General features: G+C 41.7%; 33 protein-coding genes and 1 other RNA gene. 16 read left to right on the plus strand and 18 right to left on the minus strand.

What is annotated here, in order from left to right; genetic code table 11:
* Positions 1-356 precede the first annotated feature (356 nt).
* A complete protein-coding gene (locus V7K27_RS28925) occupies positions 357-842 on the plus strand; it encodes a molybdenum cofactor biosynthesis protein MoaE (protein WP_334951861.1) in 486 nt (161 codons plus the stop codon).
* A gap of 527 nt (positions 843-1,369) precedes the next feature.
* Positions 1,370-1,690, plus strand: a complete 321-nt coding sequence (locus tag V7K27_RS28930) for a hypothetical protein (RefSeq protein WP_334951862.1) — start codon at positions 1,370-1,372, stop codon at positions 1,688-1,690.
* A 119-nt stretch (positions 1,691-1,809) separates the two neighbouring features.
* Here the strand turns inward: V7K27_RS28930 and V7K27_RS28935 are convergent, their stop codons facing one another.
* The 4 genes from V7K27_RS28935 to V7K27_RS28950 are packed head-to-tail and all read right to left on the minus strand — an operon-like array spanning position 1,810 to position 4,745.
* Positions 1,810-2,133 (minus strand): DUF2103 domain-containing protein, encoded by a 324-nt coding sequence (locus V7K27_RS28935; protein ID WP_334951864.1) that lies wholly within the window; start codon positions 2,131-2,133, stop codon positions 1,810-1,812.
* A gap of 5 nt (positions 2,134-2,138) precedes the next feature.
* Positions 2,139-2,465: an ATP-dependent Clp protease adapter ClpS gene (gene clpS / locus V7K27_RS28940; RefSeq protein ID WP_334951866.1), complete on the minus strand. Its 327-nt coding sequence runs from the start codon at positions 2,463-2,465 to the stop codon at positions 2,139-2,141.
* Positions 2,466-2,506: 41 nt separating this feature from the next.
* Positions 2,507-2,680 carry a hypothetical protein gene (locus V7K27_RS28945; RefSeq protein ID WP_334951868.1) on the minus strand — a complete coding sequence of 58 codons (174 nt, stop codon included), beginning with the start codon at positions 2,678-2,680 and terminating at the stop codon, positions 2,507-2,509.
* 10 nt (positions 2,681-2,690) lie between these two features.
* Positions 2,691-4,745 (minus strand): FAD-dependent oxidoreductase, encoded by a 2,055-nt coding sequence (locus V7K27_RS28950; protein ID WP_334951870.1) that lies wholly within the window; start codon positions 4,743-4,745, stop codon positions 2,691-2,693.
* Positions 4,746-5,682: 937 nt separating this feature from the next.
* Between V7K27_RS28950 and V7K27_RS28955 the strand changes: the two genes are divergently transcribed.
* From V7K27_RS28955 to V7K27_RS28970, 4 genes are all read left to right on the plus strand, one after another.
* On the plus strand, positions 5,683-6,378 hold the full coding sequence (locus V7K27_RS28955) for a hypothetical protein (RefSeq protein WP_334951872.1): 696 nt from the start codon (positions 5,683-5,685) through the stop codon (positions 6,376-6,378).
* 234 nt (positions 6,379-6,612) lie between these two features.
* Positions 6,613-7,542 (plus strand): hypothetical protein, encoded by a 930-nt coding sequence (locus tag V7K27_RS28960; protein ID WP_334951874.1) that lies wholly within the window; start codon positions 6,613-6,615, stop codon positions 7,540-7,542.
* Between the two features lie 423 nt (positions 7,543-7,965).
* Positions 7,966-8,451, plus strand: a complete 486-nt coding sequence (locus tag V7K27_RS28965; protein WP_334951875.1) for a hypothetical protein — start codon at positions 7,966-7,968, stop codon at positions 8,449-8,451.
* Complete coding sequence (locus V7K27_RS28970) at positions 8,405-8,827, plus strand: hypothetical protein (protein ID WP_334951877.1); 423 nt, start codon at positions 8,405-8,407, stop codon at positions 8,825-8,827. The genes V7K27_RS28965 and V7K27_RS28970 overlap by 47 nt, the downstream gene beginning before the upstream one ends.
* Before the next feature lie 119 nt (positions 8,828-8,946).
* Here V7K27_RS28970 and V7K27_RS28975 read toward each other — a convergent pair whose 3' ends face one another.
* From V7K27_RS28975 to V7K27_RS28995, 5 genes are all read right to left on the minus strand, one after another.
* Positions 8,947-9,405, minus strand: a complete 459-nt coding sequence (locus V7K27_RS28975; RefSeq protein WP_334951879.1) for a hypothetical protein — start codon at positions 9,403-9,405, stop codon at positions 8,947-8,949.
* A 9-nt stretch (positions 9,406-9,414) separates the two neighbouring features.
* Entirely contained in the window at positions 9,415-10,038 is a 624-nt protein-coding gene (locus V7K27_RS28980; RefSeq protein WP_334951880.1) for a hypothetical protein, read from the minus strand.
* Positions 10,028-10,786: a TIGR04255 family protein gene (locus V7K27_RS28985; RefSeq protein ID WP_334951882.1), complete on the minus strand. Its 759-nt coding sequence runs from the start codon at positions 10,784-10,786 to the stop codon at positions 10,028-10,030. Before V7K27_RS28985 ends, V7K27_RS28980 begins: the two co-directional genes overlap by 11 nt.
* A 126-nt stretch (positions 10,787-10,912) precedes the next feature.
* Positions 10,913-11,074 (minus strand): hypothetical protein, encoded by a 162-nt coding sequence (locus V7K27_RS28990; RefSeq protein ID WP_334951884.1) that lies wholly within the window; start codon positions 11,072-11,074, stop codon positions 10,913-10,915.
* Between the two features lie 421 nt (positions 11,075-11,495).
* Positions 11,496-11,819, minus strand: coding sequence for a hypothetical protein (locus V7K27_RS28995; RefSeq protein ID WP_334951885.1), 324 nt, complete (start codon positions 11,817-11,819; stop codon positions 11,496-11,498).
* A 513-nt stretch (positions 11,820-12,332) separates the two neighbouring features.
* Here V7K27_RS28995 and V7K27_RS29000 point away from each other — a divergent pair.
* The 6 genes from V7K27_RS29000 to V7K27_RS29025 all read left to right on the plus strand — a co-directional run bounded on the left by V7K27_RS29000 (position 12,333) and on the right by V7K27_RS29025 (position 16,040).
* Positions 12,333-12,518 (plus strand): hypothetical protein, encoded by a 186-nt coding sequence (locus tag V7K27_RS29000; RefSeq protein ID WP_334951887.1) that lies wholly within the window; start codon positions 12,333-12,335, stop codon positions 12,516-12,518.
* A gap of 461 nt (positions 12,519-12,979) precedes the next feature.
* Entirely contained in the window at positions 12,980-13,132 is a 153-nt protein-coding gene (locus V7K27_RS29005) for a lmo0937 family membrane protein (RefSeq protein ID WP_334951888.1), read from the plus strand.
* A 299-nt stretch (positions 13,133-13,431) separates the two neighbouring features.
* The gene (locus V7K27_RS29010; protein ID WP_334951890.1) at positions 13,432-13,956 is read left to right on the plus strand and encodes a pentapeptide repeat-containing protein; all 525 of its coding nucleotides are present in this window, start codon (positions 13,432-13,434) and stop codon (positions 13,954-13,956) included.
* Positions 13,953-15,110: a 5-(carboxyamino)imidazole ribonucleotide synthase gene (locus V7K27_RS29015; RefSeq protein ID WP_334951998.1), complete on the plus strand. Its 1,158-nt coding sequence runs from the start codon at positions 13,953-13,955 to the stop codon at positions 15,108-15,110. Before V7K27_RS29010 ends, V7K27_RS29015 begins: the two co-directional genes overlap by 4 nt.
* 60 nt (positions 15,111-15,170) lie before the next feature.
* Positions 15,171-15,354, plus strand: a non-coding RNA gene (gene ssrS / locus V7K27_RS29020) — 6S RNA.
* Positions 15,355-15,728: 374 nt separating this feature from the next.
* Complete coding sequence (locus tag V7K27_RS29025) at positions 15,729-16,040, plus strand: addiction module protein (protein ID WP_334951892.1); 312 nt, start codon at positions 15,729-15,731, stop codon at positions 16,038-16,040.
* Between the two features lie 35 nt (positions 16,041-16,075).
* Here V7K27_RS29025 and V7K27_RS29030 read toward each other — a convergent pair whose 3' ends face one another.
* Complete coding sequence (locus V7K27_RS29030) at positions 16,076-16,243, minus strand: hypothetical protein (protein WP_334951894.1); 168 nt, start codon at positions 16,241-16,243, stop codon at positions 16,076-16,078.
* Positions 16,244-16,403: 160 nt separating this feature from the next.
* Here V7K27_RS29030 and V7K27_RS29035 point away from each other — a divergent pair, with 160 nt between their 5' ends.
* From V7K27_RS29035 to V7K27_RS29050, 4 genes are all read left to right on the plus strand, one after another.
* On the plus strand, positions 16,404-17,669 hold the full coding sequence (locus tag V7K27_RS29035) for a M16 family metallopeptidase (protein ID WP_334951895.1): 1,266 nt from the start codon (positions 16,404-16,406) through the stop codon (positions 17,667-17,669).
* A gap of 94 nt (positions 17,670-17,763) precedes the next feature.
* Positions 17,764-19,035 (plus strand): M16 family metallopeptidase, encoded by a 1,272-nt coding sequence (locus tag V7K27_RS29040; RefSeq protein WP_334951896.1) that lies wholly within the window; start codon positions 17,764-17,766, stop codon positions 19,033-19,035.
* A gap of 148 nt (positions 19,036-19,183) precedes the next feature.
* Positions 19,184-20,230 carry a peptidoglycan-binding protein gene (locus V7K27_RS29045; protein WP_334951898.1) on the plus strand — a complete coding sequence of 349 codons (1,047 nt, stop codon included), beginning with the start codon at positions 19,184-19,186 and terminating at the stop codon, positions 20,228-20,230.
* A gap of 365 nt (positions 20,231-20,595) precedes the next feature.
* Positions 20,596-20,949 carry a phage holin family protein gene (locus V7K27_RS29050; protein WP_334951899.1) on the plus strand — a complete coding sequence of 118 codons (354 nt, stop codon included), beginning with the start codon at positions 20,596-20,598 and terminating at the stop codon, positions 20,947-20,949.
* Between the two features lie 182 nt (positions 20,950-21,131).
* Here V7K27_RS29050 and V7K27_RS29055 read toward each other — a convergent pair whose 3' ends face one another.
* From V7K27_RS29055 to V7K27_RS29090, 8 genes are all read right to left on the minus strand, one after another.
* Positions 21,132-21,494 (minus strand): DUF4288 domain-containing protein, encoded by a 363-nt coding sequence (locus tag V7K27_RS29055; protein ID WP_334951901.1) that lies wholly within the window; start codon positions 21,492-21,494, stop codon positions 21,132-21,134.
* An 18-nt stretch (positions 21,495-21,512) separates the two neighbouring features.
* A complete protein-coding gene (locus V7K27_RS29060; RefSeq protein ID WP_442947657.1) occupies positions 21,513-21,827 on the minus strand; it encodes a DUF5615 family PIN-like protein in 315 nt (104 codons plus the stop codon).
* An 18-nt stretch (positions 21,828-21,845) separates the two neighbouring features.
* Positions 21,846-22,166: a DUF433 domain-containing protein gene (locus tag V7K27_RS29065; RefSeq protein ID WP_334951904.1), complete on the minus strand. Its 321-nt coding sequence runs from the start codon at positions 22,164-22,166 to the stop codon at positions 21,846-21,848.
* 64 nt (positions 22,167-22,230) lie between these two features.
* Positions 22,231-22,647: a putative toxin-antitoxin system toxin component, PIN family gene (locus V7K27_RS29070; protein WP_334951906.1), complete on the minus strand. Its 417-nt coding sequence runs from the start codon at positions 22,645-22,647 to the stop codon at positions 22,231-22,233.
* The gene (gene vap15 / locus V7K27_RS29075) at positions 22,613-22,861 is read right to left on the minus strand and encodes a type II toxin-antitoxin system VapB15 family antitoxin (RefSeq protein WP_334951908.1); all 249 of its coding nucleotides are present in this window, start codon (positions 22,859-22,861) and stop codon (positions 22,613-22,615) included. The genes V7K27_RS29070 and vap15 overlap by 35 nt, the downstream gene beginning before the upstream one ends.
* A 57-nt stretch (positions 22,862-22,918) precedes the next feature.
* Positions 22,919-24,211, minus strand: coding sequence for a tetratricopeptide repeat protein (locus V7K27_RS29080; RefSeq protein ID WP_334951909.1), 1,293 nt, complete (start codon positions 24,209-24,211; stop codon positions 22,919-22,921).
* On the minus strand, positions 24,135-24,716 hold the full coding sequence (locus tag V7K27_RS29085) for a hypothetical protein (protein WP_334951911.1): 582 nt from the start codon (positions 24,714-24,716) through the stop codon (positions 24,135-24,137). Before V7K27_RS29085 ends, V7K27_RS29080 begins: the two co-directional genes overlap by 77 nt.
* Positions 24,691-25,050, minus strand: coding sequence for a hypothetical protein (locus V7K27_RS29090; RefSeq protein ID WP_334951913.1), 360 nt, complete (start codon positions 25,048-25,050; stop codon positions 24,691-24,693). Before V7K27_RS29090 ends, V7K27_RS29085 begins: the two co-directional genes overlap by 26 nt.
* Between the last annotated feature and the right edge of the window lie 188 nt (positions 25,051-25,238).

The following is a 25,238-nucleotide window of genomic DNA, read 5'->3' on the forward strand; positions in this document are numbered from 1 at the left end:
CATGCGTGTCAACTTAAGGTTAAAGCCAGTCTAGAACCAGCTTTCAGAGATAGTCTCGTTCCCAGTCTCTGACTGGGAATGCATTCCCAGAGGCTCCGCCTCAAGACTTGCGGCAGAGCCGCTATGAGGTGCATTTCCAGCCAGAGGCTGGAAACGAGGTTTTAAAAGGCTTTCACCTTAAGTTGACACCAATGAGCATTGCTGTGCCCCTACCCGCGTGGTCTATTTACCTGAAAATAGTTGTAATCTCAAAAATCCTTGTTTTGCCCAAAAGCATTAGCAAGAGCAACTAAACATCCACCAGCAGCGTTTTGTTCAGAGAGAATAGAAAAAGCCTACATAATACCAACGCAGTTATGACGACTACACTTGCCTCTGCTGTTAAACCAAGAGCCGAAGATAGTTTTGCCATTAGCTTTGCACCATTGTCTCTTGAAGAAATCTATGCTAAGTCTGACGATCCAGCCAACGGTGCTGTGGTGATAATGAGTGGCGTGGTTCGCAACCAAACTGATGGTAAACCTGTAATTGCTCTAGAGTATCAAGCTTACGAACCTATGGCATTGCGGATATTTTATCAAATTGCTGCTGATATTCGCTTATCTATGCCTGATGTGAATCGGGTAGTGATTCATCATCGCACCGGACGTTTACAAGTTGGAGAAATTAGCGTTTTAGTAGCAGTGGGTTGTCCTCATCGGAGTGAGGCGTTTGAAGCTTGTCAGTATGCTATTGATACGCTTAAACACAATGCTCCCATTTGGAAGAAAGAGCATTGGGAAGATGGTTCTAGCTGCTGGGTGAGTATTGGTGCTTGTGAAACATCAGGAGAAAATTGTTAAAGAAGTCGCAAGTCGGAAGTCGCAAGTCGGAAGCGATGCCCTGAGCGTAGCCGTTGGGTACAGTAATGTATAGGGGATAAAGACTCATTGCCACAAAACTTGCGGCTTCTTTTGTAGCCGGTGACTTAAACCCACCGAATGAAAGTTAAGATTTCTGAGCTATTGTCTTCAAACAAGTGCAATCTCTTGAACACGCAGCAATTCATCCAGCAATTAGCAAACTATGATTTGTGCTGCGCTAGTTGCTGGTTGAGAGTTCTTTAACCTACGTTTATGGCTAGAGTACCATTTGAAGTAATTTGAGCGATCGCACAATTCCCCAGTAAAGTGTTAACACTGGCGATCGCAATACCTAATCGCAATACTTAATTTTTATTAAAAATATCTAGATTTGTAAAACAACTATTTTTGTTGCATTTGTTTACATAAACTACATGACTCTATTGAGGTTTGTAAATATTTTGTATTTCTGCAAGGAATATTCCTTTAGACTGAATCTCAAGTGAAAAATGTGGGGATAAACACAAATGCATTCGTTAAATATATTTTGTCACGAATTTGTAGTTGCTGTTTCCTTTGTAGCTTGCATTATTGGACTGGTATTATTGTGGGACGGTAAGCAGCAAAAAAATGAGATGGAAGAAACAGAGCGGATTTTGTTTAGAATGAGCTTTACTTACTGGCTAGTTTATTGTGTAGCCTTTGGCATGGAGAAAATAGTTTTACCCGACTGGGAATCTGTACTCATGCCTTTGAAAATAACTACGGCTCTGTCATATTTCTTAACTTTTTCTTGCATTGTGAGTCTGCCACTACACAAATTTGCAGTACACCGTGTTGAGGAATAATTACAGCAGATTTCAAAGAAGGTGAAGTACACAACGATTCGTCTCAAACCCAGGTATAAAGCCTGTTTTACTTCTGAATTCTGACTCCTTAATTCTGAATTCTGCTGTATTGGGCATGATTAAGATTTCATCGCGATCGCTAATGCCGTTTCCAGTTCTGACTGAGCCAAAGGGGTCAAAATAAACACCTCTTGTACCGTCTTCCCCTGCCGTGCAATTACTTTATAGCCGCCGCGAATTGGTACTGAGACACGCAGTTGCATTTTTGGACAATGACCTTTTGACCGCCCGATTACTCCCGGCGTCACGGTTTGGATGCTATCCTGCTGACAAAGACGTTCTAAAATGGGGATGAGACCAGAAAGGTGTGTCGAGTGATTCCAAACCAGTCTGGCAGCTTTTTGGGAAGCTGCCCGGAGGGGATCTACGGTGGGTTTGCCCATGATGATTAAGCTGCTTCTAGAGGTGCCAGTGTCAAACCTGCTCGGCGCAGCTGCTGATGATAAAGTTCCGCAGGTTCTTGGGGACCGACCCAGACGATCGCTTGACCTTCATAGTGTACCTGATTAGTCAGATCCCACGCGCGATCGCCAGTCATTCCCGGAATATATTTCATCAAACATTCAGCCACATGTTGGAATGTATTAAAATCATCATTTAATACAATCACTTTGTAATTTGGATACGGCTTGCTGGTAACTTGATTAGACCGTTCAGGAGCTATAGTTGGTGCTGTGGCCATCTCGTAAACATCTGCTGAAAATGTCATAACCATAGAACAATTGAGCAAGATAATTTTACAAATAAATAACTAGTTTAGTCTATTGTCTGGGGAGTGGGGAGTAGGGAGTGGGGAGTAGGGAGTGGGGAGTGGGGAGATGAGGGAGATGAGGGAGATGAGGAAGATGAGGAAGATGAGGAAGAAATAACTAATGCCCCATGCACAATGCCCAATGCCCAATGCCCAATGCCCAATGCCCAATGCCCCATGCCCAATGCCCTATTTCCAATTATCCCAGTTTTCGTTAAAAATAGATGTATCGGGGAAAGCGGTAGGGTTGCCATTTTGTTGCAAAAGCCGTTTGAGTGCTTCTAGTTGTGGCTCTTGTTTGGGTAAGTCATCGACTAGTTGGTAAGGTGCGATCGCATTTTTGATGGCAAAACTAGCCACAGTCCCCGCAGCTGCGCCAGATGACCATTCAAAGGAATGTACCCGATAGGCAGCAGCAGCAATATGACTAGTAGCAATGCTTTTGCCTCCTACCAACAAATTATCAATTTTCTGGGGAATCATCGCCCTCAGAGCAATTTGGAAGGGATAAGCAAGTCCTGCACCACGTCTTTCGCCTGGACGTTCTGTGTTACCAGGGGCTTCTGGAGGACTATTCACCATGCAAGGATGGAAATCTATCGCGTAGTGACCAATACCCACAGCATCGGGAAAGATGGTAGAACGAGTCCGTCGCATTGCTTTGTCTGGTGAAACTTTACCGTCAATTACTGATACTGCTTCTAAACCTGCAAGTGCTGCTCGTAGCCTACGATACATATCTGCTGGCAGAGTTTTGGAGTAATACTCATCATTGTAATCTCGGCGAGAAATATCAATTTCCCAAATACCAAAGCCTGCGGGTTGTCCCCAACTGGGGCGGCCAATGATGCGCCGTCCTTCACGCATATAAGGATATTTTGATAAGCCATGCACTGTCCCCATCGGAGAATTTAGCCCTGACAACAAGCGGTTATTGGCTTGCTGCTGCTTTATACCCTCCCCCAGTTGGGAATCTGTAGTCCCAGCTACCAACCAGTAATAGAAAGATAGGGCATTTTCCTCAGCGTTGCGGAGGGTTTGTATCCGCAGTCCCCCCATCCAGCCTCCTGGCTGTAACTGTCCAGTAGCTTGTAACTGTTGGCGACTGTAAATCAAGTTATCCTTGGCTGTTCCTGGGCGGTAGTCGTTACCCCAAGTCCAGTTTTGCATGGAGATATCCCCTGGCGTGGATGCAGTAAAATTGACACCGCCGAATTTTGCTGGTTTCCCTTTGTTTGGACTCCAAATGCGACGATATGTGAAAACCAAATCAAAGTTAGCCAGTCGCATTAATTCATAGCTGAAATATGGCGCGTATTGTAAATAAAATGGGGGCATCGTCTGCGGTTGCGGTTCCTTGGTTGCCTCCATTGCAAAGGTGTAGGTAAAACCTTGAGGGCAATATGGGTCGTTGTTGATGCCCGAAGCCGAAGGTTCTAGATAGGAACGGGCATCAATGCCTAATCGGTAGGGAACATCAGCAAGAGCGATAATTTCTCCAGTTTCGCTAGCGTCTACGACGTACCATTTAGGAGCATCCCCTTTCGCTGCCTTGGGGATGAAACGGAGAATAGTTTTAGTAAATTGAGATGAGTTTTCGTAGCGATAGGCATCTTCAATGGTTTGAGATAAAGTAAAAGTATTGAGAGGTGGTGCGCCTTTTGCTGGTTGATGTTGGATAGCGATCGCACTATTAATTATTTTGCCATCAGCAGCGATTTCTAAATCCTTAATTACTGTGTTGGGAAACCATTGCAGCTTCCCTCTGCCGCGCTTTTCAGCATCTTTAAGCATCTGGGTCAAAATGGTGTGAGCATCGCGGGGAAGAAAACAAGATTCACTTACCCAACAGTCACCGGGGTTAAGTTTGCCGTATTTGCGCCCAATCCGGTTTCGCAATTCTAGGTAGCCGCGAGAATAGAATTTGAGAGCTCGCTGAGTTGGGCGTTCGTCTAACGCAGATGTCCCTTGAGCCGAAATTTGTCCTCCCAGCCAGTCAGTAATTTCCGTGAGGCAAACTGTTCGTCCTGCTAGTAACGCCTCGTAAGCTGTGGCGACGCCAGATAGTCCACCACCCACAACTAAAATTTCACAGTTGATACTTTTGTCTGGGGTTCTTGGTGGTGTGGCGTTTGTCGGAGACGTTGGTGTGGCGATCGCCCAATCAAATGCAACTAAGCTAGATATTAAATTGAGACTGATCAGCGATGTCAAGCTATAAGCTACTTTGTGTCTACGCTTCATGGTTAAAAAAATCACTCAAAATCCTGTGTCACCTTGTAGAAGGTAGCATCCAGCAAATGTTTATTACAAGCTTATTGAATTGGGTATTGAGCATTGGGGACTGAATTCTTCCCAATACACAATACCTAATCGCTAACTATTAATTCCCAACTTCTAACTCAGCACTCAAGCAAAGAGTAGACCACACACTCCACTTACACCAGATACTTTCCCACACTGGCTCCTGGCTGCACGGCCTACGTAGTAGCCATCGGCAAAAGCTAAACCTGTGCCAGTTCTCAAAAAGAAAGCACGATAGAAAATATCTCACTTTTCTTCTTCCATAGCACAGGAGTCATTAATAAAGGGTAAAATTACTTTTTGTAAACAACAGCCTTTAAAAGTATAGTGAAAGTTCAAAGGGTACGCATCCCCAAGAGTGATAAAATCACTTGGACAATTGACTATTTGCGTTCGAGAGTAAATAAATAAATCTAAATCTTGATTACCTATGTTTCTCAAGAATCGAAAAGGTAAAATCTGGCATTGAACCAGTCTCGAACTACTCTAATTTAGGAGATACTTAAATTACATAATTTTTGCGAACATCGGTCTTGCTGTTCAACCTTGGCGAGCGCAAAACTTTAATTCAATCGAGAGAGCGCGATTAATCTGTTTAAAAATACTAATCTGTAAAGATTCTATACATAGTTCTATCCATTGCCTCTTTAGATTAGTTTTGCTTATCGAATAAAAATCGAGATAAGTGAAAATACTCTCGATTTCCCTTGATTAAATTCATTACTATGTTTTAGTATTAATTGAGGCAGAGTAAATTACCCTGTCCAAAAGAATACCGCTCCCAAAAGTTAAGAAAAATGAAGTGCCACCCTCATCGGATTAACTAGTTTGGAAGCGGATATTCTATAAGCGCAAACCCCATAAAAGGAGGATTGCTATGGATCGTACTGTCCATAGTTTAGACTATTCTGATATCAAAAATCAACTATCTGGGTTGCCAATAGGTCAACGCAATAACAATGAAGGGGTAGAGGCAGCAGAATATGAGGGATCAGCTAGTAATTTAGCTGAACTAACTTCTGTTCTTGACTCCTTACACCCAAGGGCAAAAGAGGTTTTTTGGGCAATCAAGCCGGAAGGAAGCACAGCACAGTCTTTAAAAAAGCCTGTTACAAAGGTTGATTACACCTCGGTTCACAAGTATCTTAAGTATTTGCTTGGACTGAAACTTGTACGGCGTGATGTCAGTGAAACACAGCATGTCTATTTTCGTGCAGTGGAATTTCCAATCGCATCACCTACTTTGAAAAATGTTCCTGGCGCTAGCGTAGAAGTAGTGCAAGAACATTTCTCTGAGAGTGAACAAAACGGCTGCACTTCTAATATTTCTGCTAATCACTTCACAGCAAATCACAAAATTGAAAACGAGACTATGGATACATCCACATCTACCCAACAGGTATCAAGCGAAAACACTGTATCGCAAGTTGCTGAAGATTTAGTAGCGAAGATGAAAGAATGGACTAATCTTCGTCATCAAACCATGCAGATTGAGCAGGAAGTGGAAAAACTTGGCGGTAAATCGGCGCTTGAGCTGCTCAAGATTTGGGAAACCGTAATCAATAAGGCTTAGAGACTTTTAAAACCGCTTGTCTTTATACGCAAGCAAGATAAAATATTTGATACCTGTAAATAAAGTATCTAACTCAAAGCCTTAAAGCTAGTTTAGTTCGATACCATATTACTTTTCAATTGCCTGCTTTTAAAGTCACGCAGACTTATTGAATGCTTAGTTTTGTTTTGGTATTTCACTTGCAAGCAACTTTTGCTAGTAGAAAAGTAGGCTGTCAAATTACCTAGATTACACATGAATCAACGTAAATATTCGTCTGAACAATTGTTGCGATGTGACGAAGACGGAATAGAATATTTCACAGTTAAAAAAACTGGGTTATCTGGAATGTCGCATCGTGGATTAGCACGGTTTGTTGGCAAAGATCATACGGCAATTATTTACTGGGTTGAGCGCGTTGAAAAGGCAGACCTGGTGGAAAATAACCTCCCAGAATACTTGAAAGCTTTTGCTGGCAAGGACGTAAAGCTGGTGAACTATAAAGACCCTCAAGGGCGCAGCATACTAGAAGATCGGTTTTGTGCTGCCTTGACTGAATATTTTGCGTCTGATGCCCAAGATGCGAAAAACAACCTAAAAGCACAACAGTCGCGTATATTAATTCGTGACATCGGTATGCGCCAGTTAATTCACCTTAAAACGGGTTGGTATCTCCAATGCAACGACGAACAATTTCGCAAGTTATTGCAGGAACATGAGCAGAGAGTTAAAACAAGAAATTTGCTCAAGGACAAGATTCGTTGCGATTTAATGCGTGCTGTAAACGAGTGGAGAGAGGTTCATCGCCAGAGTAGAGCTATTTTTTCCGATACTCACGATGAAATCAACAAGATGCTGCAAGGGTTAAGTTCTAAAGAAATCAAGCTAAAAAATAGCTTGCCCAAGCACGTTCTTATTCGTGATTTTTATGATACTCAACCGCTTAATGACTACAGCGCTATCAGTCGTGTAACTACTACGCTGATTAAATGTGGAATTTATCCTTTAGAATCGGTAAGACTCGCTTCAGCTTTGTATTTATCTCCTGAGCATATAGCAGAGGCAATCCCTTTGATGGATAATATTCGCAAAGTCGGGAAATTCCTTGCAGAACAAAAAAGCAAACGGCTAAACGAAACAATCGATTTCAATCCATCTTTGACAAATTTAAACGCGAAATCATGATTTTAAGTCAAGGCAGTAAGTAAAACTTACTGCCTTGGTTAGCTCATGGGCGATGCGTGGTGCTGGACGTGACTCCTAATCCCGGTTCCAAGGGGTTCAACTCCCCTATCGTCCACAAGTCCATATATATGGTAGCAAAGCACAGCGGTTGAAAAATTGTTTAGCTAGTGGATCGATCACTTTGCCTGGAAAGCTCGACTTGATTGGATAGCTAGCTATCCAATTGTAAAACTTTGATGATTACTGTAACGGTAATTATCAAACATCTGCCTCCAGTTGACTGCGGAAGACAGCAAGTATCTCTTGTAATACAATAGATAAAAGCCGTATATACGCGGTAAAAAGCTGTAGATATAGTTTGTCAAGGTCAAACGGTTCTTGATTGGTGTTGTCCAAAGGCACAAAAAGTAGGAGAGTGTAGCGGTGTCCACTGCGATCGTAATTTTTACTCATGAGTTTGAGCAGATCCGGCAAAGAAAGATCGGTTCGTCATCGAATTTTGAGCAGTTAACTGCCAAGATTCGTAAATTAACCCATAGAGTCAAGCAGGAGTGGAGCGACCTTGCTGTTGAAGACCGCGAAGGGTTAAAAGAGTTTGCATATAAATGGCTGGAACCACCTACCAAAGGTGTTTTTAGCTTAAAGAGTAAAATTTGGGCAATAATTTACCTTTTATATTTGCACACAACCAATCAGACAGAAGCTTTCAGGTCTTGTATGAAGGCTATGGATACACTGATTGACACTATTTTAGATGCTGTTGAGCGCGAAGATCCGAGCTATCAAGCGGTTTTATCTGATACTCTAGAACAGTTGTACTCAGGTACAATGCAAAGCAAAGAGTTAAAGCCGGAGGAAACCCGTGACTGGCTGCGAAGCATATCAGATAGAGCCATTAGAGAAGTTTGAGACTAGTCTCGAAAAATTAATCAGAAAACACTACCGTAAAAATGAAAGAGCTAGAGATTCTTTTGAGGAGTTAGTTAATGGCTATATTAGTCAACTCCGTGAGAATCCTAGCTCTAATTCATTTTCAGACGATGAAAATTTTCCTAAAGGAACGTATAGAACGGATTTTAAGTTTAGAAAAATCCGATTTAGAGCGCCTGGATTAGATGGAGCGGCGAAGAAATGTCGCTTCATGTATGTGGTCAACGAGACGAAGCGCGTCGTTTATTTGTTTTGGATATACACGCATACAGAGTATCCACAAAGACCGTCCGACGACGAATTAAGAAGAGAATTTATTGGCATTCAACAAGAGGCAGAGCAGGAACAAGTCTAGCGTGCTGAAAAATCTTTCATCACCTCTCGATAGGGCGATCGCAAGCTCAAACAAAAACACCACTGTGTCGAGTGGTGTTTTAAGTGAATGTGAACAGATGATAAGGATATTGCGAAGGACTAGGTTGGTAAATCCTGTGGCTTAATCTCCCAATCCTCTTTCTTGATTCTCTCGGTTGCAAGCCGTGCCAGCTTTTCTGCAACTTTTTTAAAAGTTCCTTTGTTCGTGTAACTAGGAGATGGCTCAATTTGTGCGTGAGATGGATTGTCGTCTGTTGGTCTTGGACAGACATCAATTTTATAATCAAAAACTGGGTTGCCTTTTGGATCGTTTTGAGAAACATTTATCATCCGAACTTCGCCAGCAATTAAGCTCACTACACCATCATCTGGGTTTTTCTGCGTGCATTGTGGGTCATAACCACGAAGCTTTGCTCTGTCAACAGAAGGAGCTTGATTTCTATCTGTAAATGCTTGTGAGCTAAGTTCTAATCCAAACTCTCCAATGCGGTAATATTTGTCTAATCCACGAAAAATGCACCGATACAATAGCTCATCATCTGTAACCACATCGCTCACTGCAAACCTCTATGAAACTAGCCATTTCCAGAGAGCCGTAAGTTGAGCAGGTGATGCACACGCGCCGTCTTCCATTTCATTGTCAATGTCAGTCCCCCAAACTTTGATGTATTCTGCGGTATTTCCCAGAATATAAACAGTTAACTTTTTGGTTCCGTGCCACCACTCAAAAACTATTTCTGAGTCAAAGCTCAGATTTACCAGTGGTTCACCCCACCACATTTGGTCAGCAGCAACAACCGTGCGTAGTCGCTTCAACCATTCTATGGCGTATTTATAAGTTTCATTGTCAGATCCTAGTTCAGCAATTCTTCTGTGAGTTTTGTGAGCTGGTGAATAGCTCCAGCTTAAAAGTTCCAAAGCTACATAATTATCAGATTGTCCAGAGATAGCCTTGACCCTTTGAACTGAAGAAGCAGCTATTTTAGACCGATACTTCCAACTCCCCACGGTTGATGTTCTGTCTGTCGCAAGAATAACAAGATTGGCGTTTTGCCCAACCGATGCACTTTGTAAGCCTTCTGCTGATTGAGAAAGCGGAAGTTGGGTTAATTTGCCGCGTATCTGAGATAGCGCTGTTGTCTCTGAATTGCGATGTTCGTCTTTTGTGTAATAGGCGGCTTTACTTGACATTGAATAACTCCCTTGTGCGATCAGTAATCAAACTCTCAAAGGCTTGTCCTTCTCTACTCTTTAATTCATGTAAATTAGAAAGCACTTCTTTAAGGGATAAAGGCTTTTCTATCCAGGTTTGAGAAATGTCCAAATCAAGTATAAATACAACTTGTTCAGATGGTGGTTCGGCATCTGATAAGGTTATCACTAGCCTAATTGGAATATCTTCATAAATTGATTCAGTTCGCGTCACCAATCCTGATATGTTGCTTGGAAGGCTATCTGGAAACTGAGGATATATATTGAAATACTCACTAAGGTCAACTGCCTCATCAGCTGAAATAACTATTCGATTTATGTAGCGAAGAGAAATACGGGTTATACCAACAGGTTTAGCAACTTCTAAATAAAATTGGAATGCCTGATCAATTCTGTGACTAAATTCATCCCACCCTTCATAAGGGCGAAGGCTATGGATGCTCAGTGCATCAGGCCCCACACCTACTATTTTTGTGGCATCGGCAGAAGGGAACAAAAACTTGGGCATCTCTTGTGTTACCGTAATCTCAGGCTTTGCAGGCGGCACCCGCCCAAATTTAAATTCCGTTGTTATTAAGCTTTGCTCCTGTGGCTCACCTGTGTATAAATCTCTTGCTTTTTCATAGAACAAGCCTGGGATTGTAAAATTCCATGCTTGTCCAGGAGCAAAGCGAAACTCACAGATTGCCTCTTCTATTGGTGGATTACTATACTGACGGCGTGTCATAAATTACTCAAGTGCAGTATAACCTCACGTTTTTAGTAAGCTACAAATTTAAGACAAAAAATAACTATTCCTGTTTACTAATCTTAAGATATATAAGTCTGTCCTTATAAAAAGTTTTTCATAACCTCACAATCCCGTCCCCACAACCTGTTCCCGTGAAAAATCATTCATGATCTTGGCGGCGTCATCTACGGGGTTAGGAGATTGCACGGTGAGATTGTGGGGCATTTTAGCGACTGTGGATAGAGAATCAATTAGCCTGTCTAGTCTTTGATTTCCTGTTTTCAACGTGCGTTATTATGGGCGACACAACGAAAGATGCTGTTACCTCAGATTGCAACACATTTTGGTGCGAGTGAAGCGATGGTGCAGTTTCGCAGCAATGTGACTAATGTGCTTGTCAAATGCTAATACTACGCGATCAGCCAACGAACAAAATTCTTTTAATGCTTGTTGATGAGGTTTTCTGCTGCGATACCTAACGGTAAGCCCTTTAGGTTATGCTCGTAGTCGCTAACGCCACTGCTACGCGTCTGTGCGCTAACAAAGAATCATAATTTTAGAGAAGCTGCATTGGTCAATCGATAATTAGTAACTAATAATCTTTAGCAAAAACTGTGGTGATTTAGTCTCTTTTTCTGAAATTAAAAACTGCTCTTGCTGAAAGTAGACAAGAGCAGTTTTTAATAGCAAAGCCCAACATAAGAATTTAGGCATCTTCAAGTTCAAACTGAGCCACCGTAACCGCGTTAAAAGCAAAAGCCAAAACTAATGGCATCGGCGACTGAAACCAAAAGGTAAAAAAAACAGCTAGGATTGTGCCAATTACTGCGGACATCGACCACAATCGTTCTTCAAAAGTCAATCCCTTTTCGGCTTTAATCAATCTGAGAACATGAACTGGAATTGGTTCCGGCATTACCCCACCCGGAGGGAAAGCCCAGAAGTTGTTACGTCGCTCTACAAATAAATCTGTCCAGCCATTTTCTTGGCACCATGCCTCAATCCATTGAAGTGAGTAATGATTCATCATCGGGTTTCAGAGTTCGGTTTGTGGAAGTTGTGTACTTGGTGAATGTAAACTCTTGGAGATTCCTGAAGAACCAACTAATCGTTATAAAATTAACGCTAATTATCCGACTTTTAAGCTTTGTTAAGCAATTGAGACGCATATAATTACGCTCAAACCTTGCTTTGATTAATTAAAAGATTAACAGTTTATCGGGGCTGTTTACTTTGAAAGACAATAAACTTTACTTGGAAAATTGAAAGTAAAGTATTGTAAATAATTTGGTCAGTATTACTGCTTAATAAAACTCTTTGTACCCTAAAATTGAAATCTAAATATGAAGAATTGTGAATAAATTAACGAGCGTCACCGAATAGCCCATCGGAGACATTGTTTTATCCGGCTAAACCATTCCTTTAGAGTTAGGAATTTCAAGTTTGATAGGACTAAAGCAAAACTACACGCGCTCAGGGGCAATTCATGAATTGCCCCTAAGAAGAAAATGAGGGTTTCGGCTATTGTTTGCGTAAGTCCTGTTTGACCTTCGAGCGATTGCATAACGGCACTGTTCCGATTGCAATCGCGTTCGACACAATAGCAGGCAGGCTTCATGAAATAGAAGTGGTTGTATCTACTTCCTCCAAGGATGGTGACGATTCAGAAGAACTAGCGCTACTCTCTGGTGTTGAAAGCTTATCACCTACAATTCCATCCCATGAATAGTTGCAGATTTTAGTGCGAAGCAATGTACCAAACGTCAAATTAATTACCAGGGCAAAGGAATCGATAAAAATTAAATTCACAAAGCGATCAATCATTAGACCCCCTTAAGCTAAATTGAGCATCAAGTGCTATTTGCTCTCTTACTACACATGCCACAATCTATTTTCCAGAAAGGCATGGTATCTTAATACTTCTCTGTCACCCAAAACATCAGGGAGTAGTTTACGCTGAACTGAAAAGTATTGCCGGCCGTGTGATGCTCTAGTTGACCCATTGCTACAACAAGTGCTGTAAGTAAAAAGCAGTAATCGCAAATTGCGATAATTGCCCATGTAATTAATTTTCTTTCTCAAGAAAGATGATTTAAATTTATATACCTCTCTGAGGGTAAATAGAATCAAAGTGAAGCTAGGAGTAAAATCTATGAGCAAATTAAAACTTACTGGACTCAGAGCAAATATATGTTGAATATACTTTGGGGTATTGTTGTTGTACTGATTGCTGTTTGGGCATTAGGACTGGCACTTCATATTGCTGGAAATTTAATTCATGCAGTGTTGCTTTTAGCCATTGCCCTTGCTATCTATAATTTTTTCAAAACGCGTGATGTGTAAATATAGTAGTTCCCGACTTGCTGAGGTACGTTTTCAAAGTTACTAACCTTGGTAAAAAGATTTGAGTGTACCTCAGTTGCTCTACCCAAACGCTATATACTGAGTGCGATCGCTCCTAATGCTCCTAATATTGCCGCTCTCTAGCTAAAGGTGATGTCCGCGAAGGGCTACACCTATGCCGTTTTTGCGTTAGAAAATATTAAGCAAGGGAAATACACATTCCCCAAGTCCGGTAGCAAGGCTGCGAGTCTCAATTAGGATAAGCCAGTCTTGCTAATATTCAAATGCGGTAAGCTTAAATGCAGCGATTAGACACCAAATTGACTCTCGATATATTTTGGCGCCAAGGGTTGGCGTTCCTTCTAGGAATTATTATCTGGTGCGTGGCTGATCCCGCATTGGCAGTAGACTGGACTCATCCACTGTCATTTAGCAATGCAGAGTTGTCAAGACGTGATTTTTCTGGTGAAAGTTTGCAAGCTGCGGAGTTTTCTAACGCTAATATGGAACTGGCTAACTTTGCAAACGCTGACTTGCGGGGAGCAGTCATGAGCGCTTCGGTGATGACAAAAGCAAATCTCCACGGAGCAGATTTAACTAATGCAATGGTTGATCAGGTAAACTTGACTAAGGCTAATTTGAGCGATGCAGTTTTCAAAGAAGCTCTTTTACTCCGGGCTATCTTTAATGATGTGAATATCGACGGTGCAGATTTTACAGATGCAATTTTGGATAGGGCGCAAATCAAAGAACTGTGCCAGACAGCCAGTGGTGTGAATTCCAAAACAGGTGTGCAAACTCGTGATTCTCTAGGATGTCAATGAAGCGTGTTGGTGTAATTGGTGGCGGACAACTTGCCTGGATGATGGCAGATGCAGCAGAGAAGCTAGGATTAGAATTGGTCATACAAACTCCTAGTGAACACGACCCGGCGGTGTCAATTGCTCAGGAAATCGTTTTCGCCCCGGTAGATGATGCCAGTGCTACAGAAATATTAGCTCAAAAATGTGATGTTATCACCTTTGAAAACGAATTTGTTAACCTGCAAGCTTTATCTGTTTTAGCACAGCAAGGCGTTTGTTTCCGCCCACGATTAGAAGCTTTAGCTCCTCTTTTAGATAAATATCATCAGCGTTGCTATTTACGCGATTTGGGCTTACCAGTTCCTCAGTTTTTCGCCCTTGAGGAAGCGGAAAATCTTAAATCAAAAATAGAATATCTAGGTTTTCCCCTAGTCCTCAAATCCCGACGCCACGGTTATGATGGTCAGGGTACTTTCATAATTCAGGATTTTGCTACTTTAGAGCAAAAGCTAACTTTAAATCAATCACTTTTCTTGTTAGAAGAATTTGTCCCATTTGAACGGGAACTAGCAATAATTGCAGTGCGTTCTGTGGAGGGAGAAATTGTAACTTATCCAGTGGTAGAAACCCAACAAGAACAACAAGTGTGTCGGCGGGTGATTGCACCAGCCGAGATTACGCCCAATCAAATAGCAGAAATCCAAGCGATCGCACATACTCTATTAAATAGCCTAGAAGTAGTGGGAATTTTTGGAATTGAACTATTTCTGGGTGCTGATGGCAAAATCGTAGTAAATGAAATTGCGCCCCGTACTCACAATTCTGGGCATTTTTCCCTAGACGCTTGTGAAACTTCTCAGTTTGAGCAACACCTGAGAGCCGTTTGTGGTTTACCTTTGGGAAATCCGGCTTTGCAGTGTGCTGGCGCTGTGATGGTGAACTTACTGGGGTATGAAAATTCTCACAGCGACTACCAAAGCCAGCGTCAAAAAATAGCAGAGATTCCCCAAGCGCACCTTCATTGGTATGGGAAGACAGAATCACGTCCGGGGCGAAAGTTAGGACATGTCACCGTTTTGCTGGATAATCAAAATAGAGAATCGGGAAGTGCGATCGCCAACGGTGTCGGCGCAGCGATCGCCCACACCATAGAATCCATCTGGTATCCCAGGTAAATTTTTCAGAAACTTTCGATATTGAACACACAACATCTTTTTGAAAGTTATAATGAGTGAGTTGCACTACGACGTTGGTGACTGCCATCAAGTTTTTTGATCTATGCCTTTAAAGACAAGGGAGTCAAACAGTTCTCGTGGCAGTAAACCGGGCATGTACCCGGAAACTTTAAACGAGGAATTTAGGTTCCCACCTGGTTAAACCAGGTCATAAACTTAGGTAAAACGGCGTCGCGGTGAACTTAAAATTATTAGCTCCCAAAGTCAGTTAGAATTTGGGAGCTTTAATAATTTAAATCAGAAAAACTTATAGCACTGCAACAAGTGCCACTGGAATTGGTAGAAAATAAGACTTTTTAATAAGCTTTTCAAAACGCCATTCTGAAAGCATCGGTGTTGCCAGTGATAGACTTAGAACAAAATTGCTAGTCACTAGACCTCTTGCAAAAGTCGAACATCCACCCGAAAATAAATTTTCTTTTCTTATAGCTCTAGTCGGTTTAAACCGACTAATAACAGTAGTTTCAGTCCGTTTCAACGGACTTTTGCTATAAGAGAGGGACTTGAGTCCCTGGCGGTTCAAGTATTTTCGCAAGAGGTTTACTGAACGAGGTTGGTATGAACGCAGAGTTCACCCAGATTTTTGAGTTAACCCTCTCAGAAAAATTGCAGCTTGTTGAAGACTTATGGGATAGCATTGCCCAAGTTCCAGAACAAATTCCTGTGCTTGACTGGCAAAAAGAAGAACTTGCTAAGAGAAAAGCAATCTATTTACAAAATCCTGACTCAGGTAGTTCCTGGGAAGAAGTTAACGAGCGAATTCGTACTAGACAGTATGGTGCTTATAAATCTGATTATTTTGCCAGAGGCCGAAGAAGATGTGGCTCAGGCTTGTATCTGGTATCAAGAGCAGGAACTTGGTTTGGGTGAAGAATTCCTTCGTTGTGTAGATGCTTGTATTCAGTTCATTCGGCGAAATCCAGAAATGTATCAGGTAGTTCACCAAAGCTATCGAAGGTATCGCTAAAATATAGTACTTTATGATACAGTTTTTTGAGCAATAGGATTGATTGTAAAAAATTTCTTCTGCGATCGCTTGCGCTTGCTGTTGTCAGTCCCAAAAACATCGGCACAAACCCTTATTATTTTGTCAACTTACAAAAGAGTCACGTCTACTGAAGTTAGCAATAGCTGGTGATAAAAACAAAATCTGTATAACTTGATTCTAAATTAGGTCTCGTTCAGAGTTAAGATAACAAAATTATCTTAAATTGTGGTTAAAGCTACAAAAAATTGTTAAAACAACTAACTAATAGCGTATTTCCAGCTTCGGTCTTCCGACTAGAGAGTGGTTTAACCTTTATTCATCAAGAAATTCCCACTACCCCTGTAGTTGTGGCGGATGTTTGGGTGCGTGCTGGAGCAAGCCTAGAGCCAAAACCGTGGTTCGGCATGGCGCACTTTTTAGAACACATGATTTTTAAAGGTACGGCGACGCTACCCCCTGGAATGTTCGATTATAAGGTTGAAAACCGGGGTGGCGTCAGTAATGCGGCGACAAGCTATGATTATGCTCATTATTCACTGACCACAGCTGCCCCTTATTTAAAAGATACTCTGCCCTACTTGGGAGAACTACTGCTGAATGCGGCAATTCCAGAAGATGAATTTAGCCGCGAACGGGACGTGGTGCTAGAGGAAATTCGCTCTTGTCAAGACGATTCCGACTGGATAGGATTCCAAGCTCTGATTCAAAGCATCTATCAGCATCATCCTTACGGACGTTCGGTGCTGGGTACTGAGCAAGAACTGATGCAGCAGTCACCAGAAGCAATGCGCTGTTTTCACCGCACTTACTATCAGCCGGAAAACATGACGGTAGTAATTGCCGGAGGTATAGCCCAGCAACCAGCTTGGGAAATGCTAAATCATTCATTTGCTGATTTTGCCGAACGCTCGAATTGTCCGCAGTTTGAGAAAGTGGCAAAGCCAGTGATAACAGGAATTCAGCGTGAAGAACTGTGTTTACCACGCATAGAGCAAGCGCGATTGTTGATGGCGTGGCTAGTACCCGGAGTAGAGTCAATCCGCACTGGCTATGGTTTAGATATGTTGTCGGTGTTATTGGCAGAAGGGCGGACTTCGCGTTTAGTGCGCGATTTGCGAGAAGATTTGCAATTGGTACAGGGAATTGGCAGTAGTTTTTCTCTACAACGGGAATCAAGTTTATTTACAATTACTGCTTGGTTGGAACCAGAAAATTTGGAGAAAGTTGAGTGTTTAATTTGCGCTCATTTGGATGATTTGCAGACTAGAGGAATTAGTGAACAGGAACTTGCCCGTACACGCAGGCTGCTATGTAATGAGTATGCGTTTTCTACCGAAACGCCAAATCAGCTAACGGGGCTTTATGGGTATTACAATACCATCGCCCAAGCTGAATTAGCTGTGACATATCTCCAGCAGATTCAGTCTTTTGATGCCCAAGAACTGCAAAAATTAGCTAAACAGTATCTCTCGCCGCAAAATTATGCGGTTACTGTACTTAAACCGTGTTAGTTATTAGTCATTAGTCATTAGTCATTAGTCATTAGCAAAAGACAAATGACAAAGGACAACTGACAAATGACAAATGACAAAGGACAAATGACAAATGACAACCTTGCTGCAAAAATCGCCTATCCATCGCACTGTATTGAATAATGGCATTGTCTTGCTGGTGGCAGAAAATCCGGCTGCGGATATTGTTGCGGCGCGAATCTTTGTGCGTGCCGGTAGTTGTCACGAAAACCGGGAGCAAGCAGGGTTGGCACATTTGCTATCAGCAGTGATGACAAAGGGGTGCGATGGCCTTTCTAGTTTGGAAATTGCTGAAATTGTCGAGTCTGTAGGGGCGAGTTTGAGTGCAGATGCCAGTACTGATTATTTTTTGCTATCTTTCAAAACGGTAACATCCGATTTTGCAGAAATTTTAACATTGGCAGGGCGGATTTTGCGATCGCCTACTTTTCCCGAAGCTGAAGTGGAACTAGAACGGCGTTTAGCACTCCAAGATATTCGTTCCCAAAAAGAGCAACCGTTCAATGTCGCCTTTGAACAAATGCGGCAGGTAATGTACCAAAATCATCCCTACTCTATGTCAGTGCTGGGAGATGAAACCACCATGAGCCGCTTAACTCGTGCGGATTTAGTGCAGTATCACCAAACTTATTTCCGTCCAGATAATCTAGTAATTAGTATTGCTGGTAGAGTCACACCTACAGATGCAGTAGCATTGGTGGAAGAAGTTTTTGGTGATTGGCAAACTACAGCCCAAGCACTGCCAATACTGAGTTTACCTGAGATTAAGGTAGAACCGCAGGTAAGATTGAAGGCAGTACAGACACAACAATCAATCGTCATGCTTGGTTATTTGGGAACATCGGTGAGTTCTGTTGACTACGCCCCACTGAAGTTGCTGTCTACCTACTTGGGAAATGGGCTTTCTAGTCGCTTGTTTGTGGAATTACGAGAAAAAAGAGGTTTAGCTTACGAAGTATCTGCCTTTTACTCCACAAGGCTATTTCCAGCGTCATTTGTGGTTTACATGGGTACAGCACCGGAGAACACCAGCATCGCCCTAGAGGGACTGCGTACAGAAGTAGATTTATTGTCTACCGCCGAAGTCACCGAAAGCGCACTCCAAGCTGCTAAAAACAAGATTCTGGGGCAGTACGCCTTGGGTAAACAAACAAACGGTCAAATTGCTCAAATATACGGCTGGTATGAAATTTTGGGCTTAGGAATTGATTTTGATACAAAGTTTCAAGAATTGATTGCGGCTGTGAGTGCCAAAGATGCGATCGCTTCAGCTTGTAAGTATTTAAAATCACCTTACTTGTCTTTAGTTGGTCAAGAAGAAGCAATTAATAATGCGATCGTATAGCTTTGCCTTAATTCTCTCTTTTTTGAGAACGGTTAGGGATATTGGATTGTGTGCCGCAGCTACGCCCGTCAAAGACATCGTAAATGCAGCTGTTTTTTAGACCAAGCGGCTGTACTATTAGCATGAGAATATTCTGGGAGTAAATTCCATGCAAAGCAGCCTGACAGCAAGTATTTTGAGTTACTTAAAATTACTAGATCCAACTGTAAATCGCTTTCGGATGGAAAAACGGCAAAAAGGTTGGTGGAGACAAAGCTGTAAATGTTTATCAGCGATTGAAATACTCTTGTTCTCCACTACACCTCTCTTGATTGCCTCAACGCCTGTAGTATCAATAGCTGCACCACAAAAAATTGCCCAAGTAAATCCTGGAGTTGCGATCAACCGCCCTACCCTCAAAGTTGGTAGTCAAGGCGAACGCGTGTCTGAACTTCAAGGAGCTTTAAAACTTTTGGGTTATTATTCTGGTGCCGTCGATGGTGTATATAGTCAGAATACGGCCAGTGCTGTTTCCCGGTTTAAAAAAGCAGCTGGCTTAAATCCAGATGGCGTTGTTGATGCCAGCACTTGGCAACGACTTTTCCCCAATGAATCGGTAGCAGCATCAACCGTCCCTTCATCCCAGCCAAGATTTAACTCAACCACAAATTTTCCTGTTCCAACCCAGGCTAGCAACCTCACCAACGTTGCAAATCCCAACCCCAACCCTCCAAGACAAGCTGTAACAGCAGTTGCGGCTAGCCCTCAACCAAAACCTACTACACCAAAAAAAGCTGTTGCGACTAGCCCCAAGCCAAAACCTACTACCCCAAAAAAAGCTGTTGCGACCAACCCGGAGCCAAAACCTGCTACCCCAAAAAAAGCTACAACTTCAAGCACACGGAAAACGCCGAATCGTACTACATCAAGTACTCCCACTCAGTCAAACACAACTACTAAGCGAACTCCTGGTGTTCAATACACCTCAGAAGGATTGCCAATTTTGCGTATAGGGTTACGTGGTTCTGAAGTTGTTAAGTTGCAACAACAGCTGAAAAAGCTTGGTTTTTTGAAAGGCGGTGCCGATGGAGACTTTGGCGTGACAACCGAGGAAGCTGTGAAAGCTGCACAAAAGCGGTATGGTTTAGAAGCTGACGGTGTAGTTGGTGGCTCTACCTGGGAGGTTCTTTTGCGGCGATCGCCCCAACAGCGTTAGGCTGATCCTAAAGTTGCCATCCACTATAGTGCAATTTTGCCAGTTCCCTTATTGACTTTGGAGCTTGCTTATGCTATACAGGCTCTTTTAGATCGGGAGGTTTCTCGACCGAGAGCAATCTCTGTAGGAGTTTTGCTGCTCAGATCATTTTTAATGAATTTAATTCGTGGTACATCCTGCAATACGATAAAGATACCCTGATTGAAACTATCTCTCGATGCGATCGCTGAAAAATTACATTGTTTTTGGGCTGATAAAAGATGATGGCAACTTTCGGAGCTAAGTACAACGACACCTGATAGTGTTACAGATTACAACTGGCAAGAGTCAAATTAATTAAACTGCTAATTCCTCTAAAAAAACTTATGCAACACTTTTTATTAACTTGGCTCGGTAGTGCGGTGGCGTTATTTATTACTGCTAATATCGTTCCGGGATTCTTTATCAAGAATTTTCTGACTGCCTTAGTCGCTGCCCTTGTTATTGGTCTGGTTAATGCATTTATTAGACCAATTTTGCAGATTTTGACGTTTCCAATTACCTTACTCACCTTTGGTTTATTTACATTAGTGATCAACGCCTTAACCCTTTGGCTGGCAAGTGCCTTAACTCCTGGTTATGGTTTTGAGATTCAGGGTTTTTTACCTGCTTTGCTAGGTTCAATTGTGCTAGCAATTGTTTCTAGCATAATTAACTATTTGTTGAGAGTTGTTGACTAGAAAAATTAGTGAGCAGGAGTCAGTAGACAGAATTCAGAATTCAGAATTCAGAATTCAGAATTCAGAATACCCCACGCCTGAAATCAGGGGTAAGAGTCAAGGAAAGAATTTTTTCTTATCCAGGATTGACTCTATGAAATGTTGTGAGTAATTATAGCTCACGATCAGAGAATGCGTAAATCCTAAAGTTGCTCTTTAGACAATAATGGCTCAAATAACTGGTAAGCGTCATAATTCCGAAAATGTCGAGCATATAAATCAACAATATCCTCAGATGAATCAAAGTCATCATCTAAAACTGAATTTACGTCTACTACTTGCTGCAAAGACCAAGTAATAGTTTCTCCATTTTCATTTGTATAGCTGACACTTTCATTTTTACCATGATTCAAAGCCTTTGTTTTTGCTTCCTCTAAAGAAGTGGCTTTAATCAAAACAAAGCTTTCTTGGTACAAAGGTTGATAATCAGGTTTATCTGAAGATGATTTATAGAGAATTATAGCAATGTAGAATGATTCTGGTTTATTTACACTTTCAGTTTCCATCTCATGTCTCCACGAATCTTACAAAGGTAAGTATTGAACACGATTGCTTAATTCTTCAAGATAGGCAGTTTTAGCAATAATTTCTAAATCACGAACACAATCACCAACAGTAACTCTGAGTTTATGGGCATAAATAACACCAGCAAAATTTATTTGTTTGTCTTGACGACGGTTCGCTTCAGCTAGAAAATCGTCATCTTGGGAAAACAAAACACGCTCAAGTTCTGTCGCACGGTCAAGTATAAGAGGATCAGGAAAGCTAGTCCGCCCATCTTCTTGTACTGTTACCCCGAATCCGTAATCCATCTGTAATTCCTCGATGCACATTCTCATCAATATAAAGAGCAACACTCATTTAATTAATCCTTCTGCACGGAGTCTTTTAGATAATGGAGATTCTCCTGTTTCTAAACGTAATCTTTCCGCATAGTCAAAGCGTTGCTGCATATCAGCATCAATTTCTTCTTTATGTTCCCAATAATAAGCTAAAGCCGAATAAATCTGGCTCATGCTCAAATGTGGATATTGAAAATGTAATTCTTCTGGACTCCAACCATAAGCATGAATGGAAGTAATTAATTCCACAATTTTCATAGATGTCCCTTTAATGAAAGGAACATTGCCTTCATCGACTAAAATATGTTTATATTCAGTAGTTGTTGTTTGAGTCATAATTGTTGTTTATTTATCCAAGTTCTCCGCAGCTATTTTTTCAATTTACTATTATTCAATAAATTTATAATTTCAGTAAGAATTCTTGGTAGGTAATAATTTCAGTATTTTCAAATTTTGTAATCTCTAATAAATCTTGATCACCTGTGAGTAAAAAATTAGCATCACTATCTTTTGCTAGTGCTAAAAGATAATTATCTTTTGCATCCCGACAAAGATAAACTTCGGATATTATATTTATAAATAAACCAATAGTTCGCAAAATTTGAATTAATTCATCGACTTTGTTAGGGGGAAAATATTTTTGGAACTTAGGACGTTGAGTAACCAAGATAATTTCTTCTAATATCTCTTCAGAAACTACCACTTGAATTGTTTCTTCAAGTAAAAGATTTTGTAGTTGTTTTAATTCCTTACCAATTAGAAAGCTAATCCAAAGATTAGTATCAATGATTATCTTGATTGTTTTGTTTTCTGGCATAAATTTGAGAACGGACGATTTCTACTTCCTCTGTAATTTCCTCTAGAGATAATTCATCTGTTTGAAATACTTCTAGTAATTGCGTTAAATTTTTATTCAAGGTTTCTTTTTCTAGCTCTTTGCTAAGTAACAATTTTTCTGAATCAGAAAGTTGTTTAACTAGGGTAAGAATTTGTTCAAATGTCAAGGGGAGTTGATAGGTATTTTGTAACATAGTGTCAAATATTATCCTGTCTTAAATTTATGTTCATCACTATTCCTACACCTTATTTTACTGCCAAAACCAACTGCGTACCCAACGCCACAACCGATGCAACCAACGCCAAAAATCACGACGAGAGACTACAGGCGTTTTTGGTTGAGAAAGACGCTCAATTGCATTGTTGCAATCTTGCACATCAGCATCAAGTCCCATCGCCTGATAAAGTTCGCGGGCGTTGCGATAAGCACCCAGCGCGTCTGATTCTCGGTTGAGGTTTTCTAATGACAGACCTAAATTAAACCATGCGATCGCTTCCCCTTGAATATCGCCTATCTCCCTTTTGATTTCCAAAGACTGCTGGTGGAACTTAATCGCCCGTTGGTACTGTTCCAGGGAGTCGTAAGCATTGCCCAAACCGATTAAGGAATTACCTTCGCCATTGCGATCGCCTATCTCCCTAAATATTTCCAAAGACTGCTGGTAGAATTCAATCGCCCGTTGGTACTGTCCCAGGGACTTGTAAGCATTGCCCAAACTGATTAAGGATTTACCTTCGCCATTGCGATCGCCTATCTCCCTAAATATTTCCAAAGACTGCTGCAAGAACTTAATCGTCTGTTGGTACTGTCCCAGGGAACAGTAAGCACTGCCCAAATTGTTTAAGGAATTACCTTCGCCATTGCGATCGCCTATCTCCCTAGATATTTCCAAAGACTGCTGGTGGAACTCTATCGCCCGTTGGTACTGTCCCAGGGAGTTGTAAGCATTGCCTAATGAAGTGAGAGCAGCCCGATAATTCCAATTTTCTGTAGCGCCAATTTCTTCCCATTTACTTACCAATTGCCCATATAATTCTACTTGGTCTGCATAATAACCCCGCAAGGTTAAAAAATCATTGCAAATCCAAATACTATCAAAGGCAGAGTTATAATCTTGCAACTGATAAAAGTGATCAAAGATTTCCAAGTATTCTTTAACATCATCTTTTGTTTTCCAAGGCGGTTGTTTAGCAATTGAGTAATAATAACCTATAGCTTTTTGATGCGCCTCACTCTGATCGCCAGCCTGATAGCGCACATACTCCAAAATCACGGGCTGAAAATCAAATTGCCGCTTACCATTGAGTTTGTCTACCAACAAAGAACGCTTAACCAGATTCCTCAATTCTTTCTCAATCTCTGGTGCTGAACTTCCCGGCAACATAGCCACTGCTGCTGCACTATCAACAGCACCACGATAAACACTAATATTCAGCAACAACGTCTTTTGTAATTCACTCAACCGCTCAAAACTGGCATCCAACACCAACACCATCCCCACATTTTCCCGACGATGGATACCTACCACTTGGGGATCTGTCAACAACTGCCGCAAATTCCCTAAGCCTAAATCTGCCAATCGTCTTAAATCCCGGTCTTGGGGATATTCTTCTTTTAATAAATCTGCGACCAATTTCAACAACAGGGGATGCCCATCTACCAATTCGACAAAATCCCCTAAATCCCTTCGGGAAACCCTCAATTTCGTCATAAATTTTAGCTGCTAGCATCGATTTACCGGTGCCACCGATGCCTTCTATGCCAATTAGGAAGGTATTTTTATCAGTTAACCATTGCTGTATCTGGGCAATTTCTATTTTACGTCCCTGCCAGTAAGCCAAACTTTTGTTAGGGTTGCCAGCTTTGAGAACTCCAGGCGATTCTGGTTTATTAATGCTTTCTAGCTGAACAAGAATTTGCAACTGTTCTGCGGTCAAATAAAAATTCTCTGCTTTAATAGAACCAATTTGAGTTAGTTTGCTCTGATCTTTAGCAGTTCCCTCCACCTTAATGATTTTTTGACTACTGGGGTTTGGTTCTTCCGCCATAGTTAATCAGCACAGGTAAAAATTTTGCTGGGTGTTGTCGTTGTGAACTCGGTAGTTCGTGTTCTGAACTCGGTAGTTGGCGTTCAGAACTCGGTAGTTGGCGTTCAGAACTCGGAAGTTGGTGTTCGGAACTCGGAAGTTGGTGTTCGGAACTCGGCAGTTGGTGTTCAGAACTCGGAAGTTGGTGTTCAGAACTCGGAAGTTTATGTTCGGAACTCGGAAGTTGGTGTTCAGAACTCGGAAGTTGGTGTTCAGAACTCGAAACATCAAAATTTTTCAAAACCTCGTTTACAGCCTCTGGCTGGAAATGCTGATCATTGCGGCTCTGCCGCAAGTCAGAAGGCGGAGCCTTCTATAGGCATTCCCAGTCTCTGACTGGGAACGAGGGAACTTAGAGCCGGGGCGAATAGAATAGAGCCTCCGGCACGCTGACGCGAACGCGGTTACACAAACAAAGTCCACCTCCGTGGACTAATACAAAATCAAGGATTATTAACCCACGGAGGTGGGTAAAGCCTCGTG

This window comes from Nostoc sp., from assembly GCF_036919575.1.
Lineage (GTDB): Bacteria > Cyanobacteriota > Cyanobacteriia > Cyanobacteriales > Nostocaceae > Nostoc.

Coding starts and splice junctions, on each gene's coding strand:
- V7K27_RS29005 (WP_334951888.1), top strand. CDS start 12,980: ATGTTGAATATACTTTGGGGTATTGTTGTTGTACTGATTGCTGTTTGG.
- V7K27_RS29045 (WP_334951898.1), top strand. CDS start 19,184: ATGCAAAGCAGCCTGACAGCAAGTATTTTGAGTTACTTAAAATTACTA.
- V7K27_RS28945 (WP_334951868.1), bottom strand. CDS start 2,680: ATGGGGCATTGGGCATTGGGCATTGGGCATTGGGCATTGGGCATTGTG.
- V7K27_RS29060 (WP_442947657.1), bottom strand. CDS start 21,827: ATGAGAATGTGCATCGAGGAATTACAGATGGATTACGGATTCGGGGTA.
- V7K27_RS28925 (WP_334951861.1), top strand. CDS start 357: ATGACGACTACACTTGCCTCTGCTGTTAAACCAAGAGCCGAAGATAGT.
- V7K27_RS28930 (WP_334951862.1), top strand. CDS start 1,370: ATGCATTCGTTAAATATATTTTGTCACGAATTTGTAGTTGCTGTTTCC.
- V7K27_RS29085 (WP_334951911.1), bottom strand. CDS start 24,716: ATGGCGGAAGAACCAAACCCCAGTAGTCAAAAAATCATTAAGGTGGAG.
- V7K27_RS29040 (WP_334951896.1), top strand. CDS start 17,764: ATGACAACCTTGCTGCAAAAATCGCCTATCCATCGCACTGTATTGAAT.
- V7K27_RS28955 (WP_334951872.1), top strand. CDS start 5,683: ATGGATCGTACTGTCCATAGTTTAGACTATTCTGATATCAAAAATCAA.
- clpS (WP_334951866.1), bottom strand. CDS start 2,465: ATGGTTATGACATTTTCAGCAGATGTTTACGAGATGGCCACAGCACCA.
- V7K27_RS29065 (WP_334951904.1), bottom strand. CDS start 22,166: ATGACTCAAACAACAACTACTGAATATAAACATATTTTAGTCGATGAA.
- V7K27_RS29070 (WP_334951906.1), bottom strand. CDS start 22,647: ATGCCAGAAAACAAAACAATCAAGATAATCATTGATACTAATCTTTGG.
- V7K27_RS29025 (WP_334951892.1), top strand. CDS start 15,729: ATGAACGCAGAGTTCACCCAGATTTTTGAGTTAACCCTCTCAGAAAAA.
- V7K27_RS28950 (WP_334951870.1), bottom strand. CDS start 4,745: ATGAAGCGTAGACACAAAGTAGCTTATAGCTTGACATCGCTGATCAGT.
- vap15 (WP_334951908.1), bottom strand. CDS start 22,861: ATGTTACAAAATACCTATCAACTCCCCTTGACATTTGAACAAATTCTT.
- V7K27_RS28960 (WP_334951874.1), top strand. CDS start 6,613: ATGAATCAACGTAAATATTCGTCTGAACAATTGTTGCGATGTGACGAA.
- V7K27_RS28995 (WP_334951885.1), bottom strand. CDS start 11,819: ATGATGAATCATTACTCACTTCAATGGATTGAGGCATGGTGCCAAGAA.
- V7K27_RS29055 (WP_334951901.1), bottom strand. CDS start 21,494: ATGGAAACTGAAAGTGTAAATAAACCAGAATCATTCTACATTGCTATA.
- V7K27_RS28985 (WP_334951882.1), bottom strand. CDS start 10,786: ATGACACGCCGTCAGTATAGTAATCCACCAATAGAAGAGGCAATCTGT.
- V7K27_RS29015 (WP_334951998.1), top strand. CDS start 13,953: ATGAAGCGTGTTGGTGTAATTGGTGGCGGACAACTTGCCTGGATGATG.
- V7K27_RS29010 (WP_334951890.1), top strand. CDS start 13,432: ATGCAGCGATTAGACACCAAATTGACTCTCGATATATTTTGGCGCCAA.
- V7K27_RS28935 (WP_334951864.1), bottom strand. CDS start 2,133: ATGGGCAAACCCACCGTAGATCCCCTCCGGGCAGCTTCCCAAAAAGCT.
- V7K27_RS28980 (WP_334951880.1), bottom strand. CDS start 10,038: ATGTCAAGTAAAGCCGCCTATTACACAAAAGACGAACATCGCAATTCA.
- V7K27_RS29050 (WP_334951899.1), top strand. CDS start 20,596: ATGCAACACTTTTTATTAACTTGGCTCGGTAGTGCGGTGGCGTTATTT.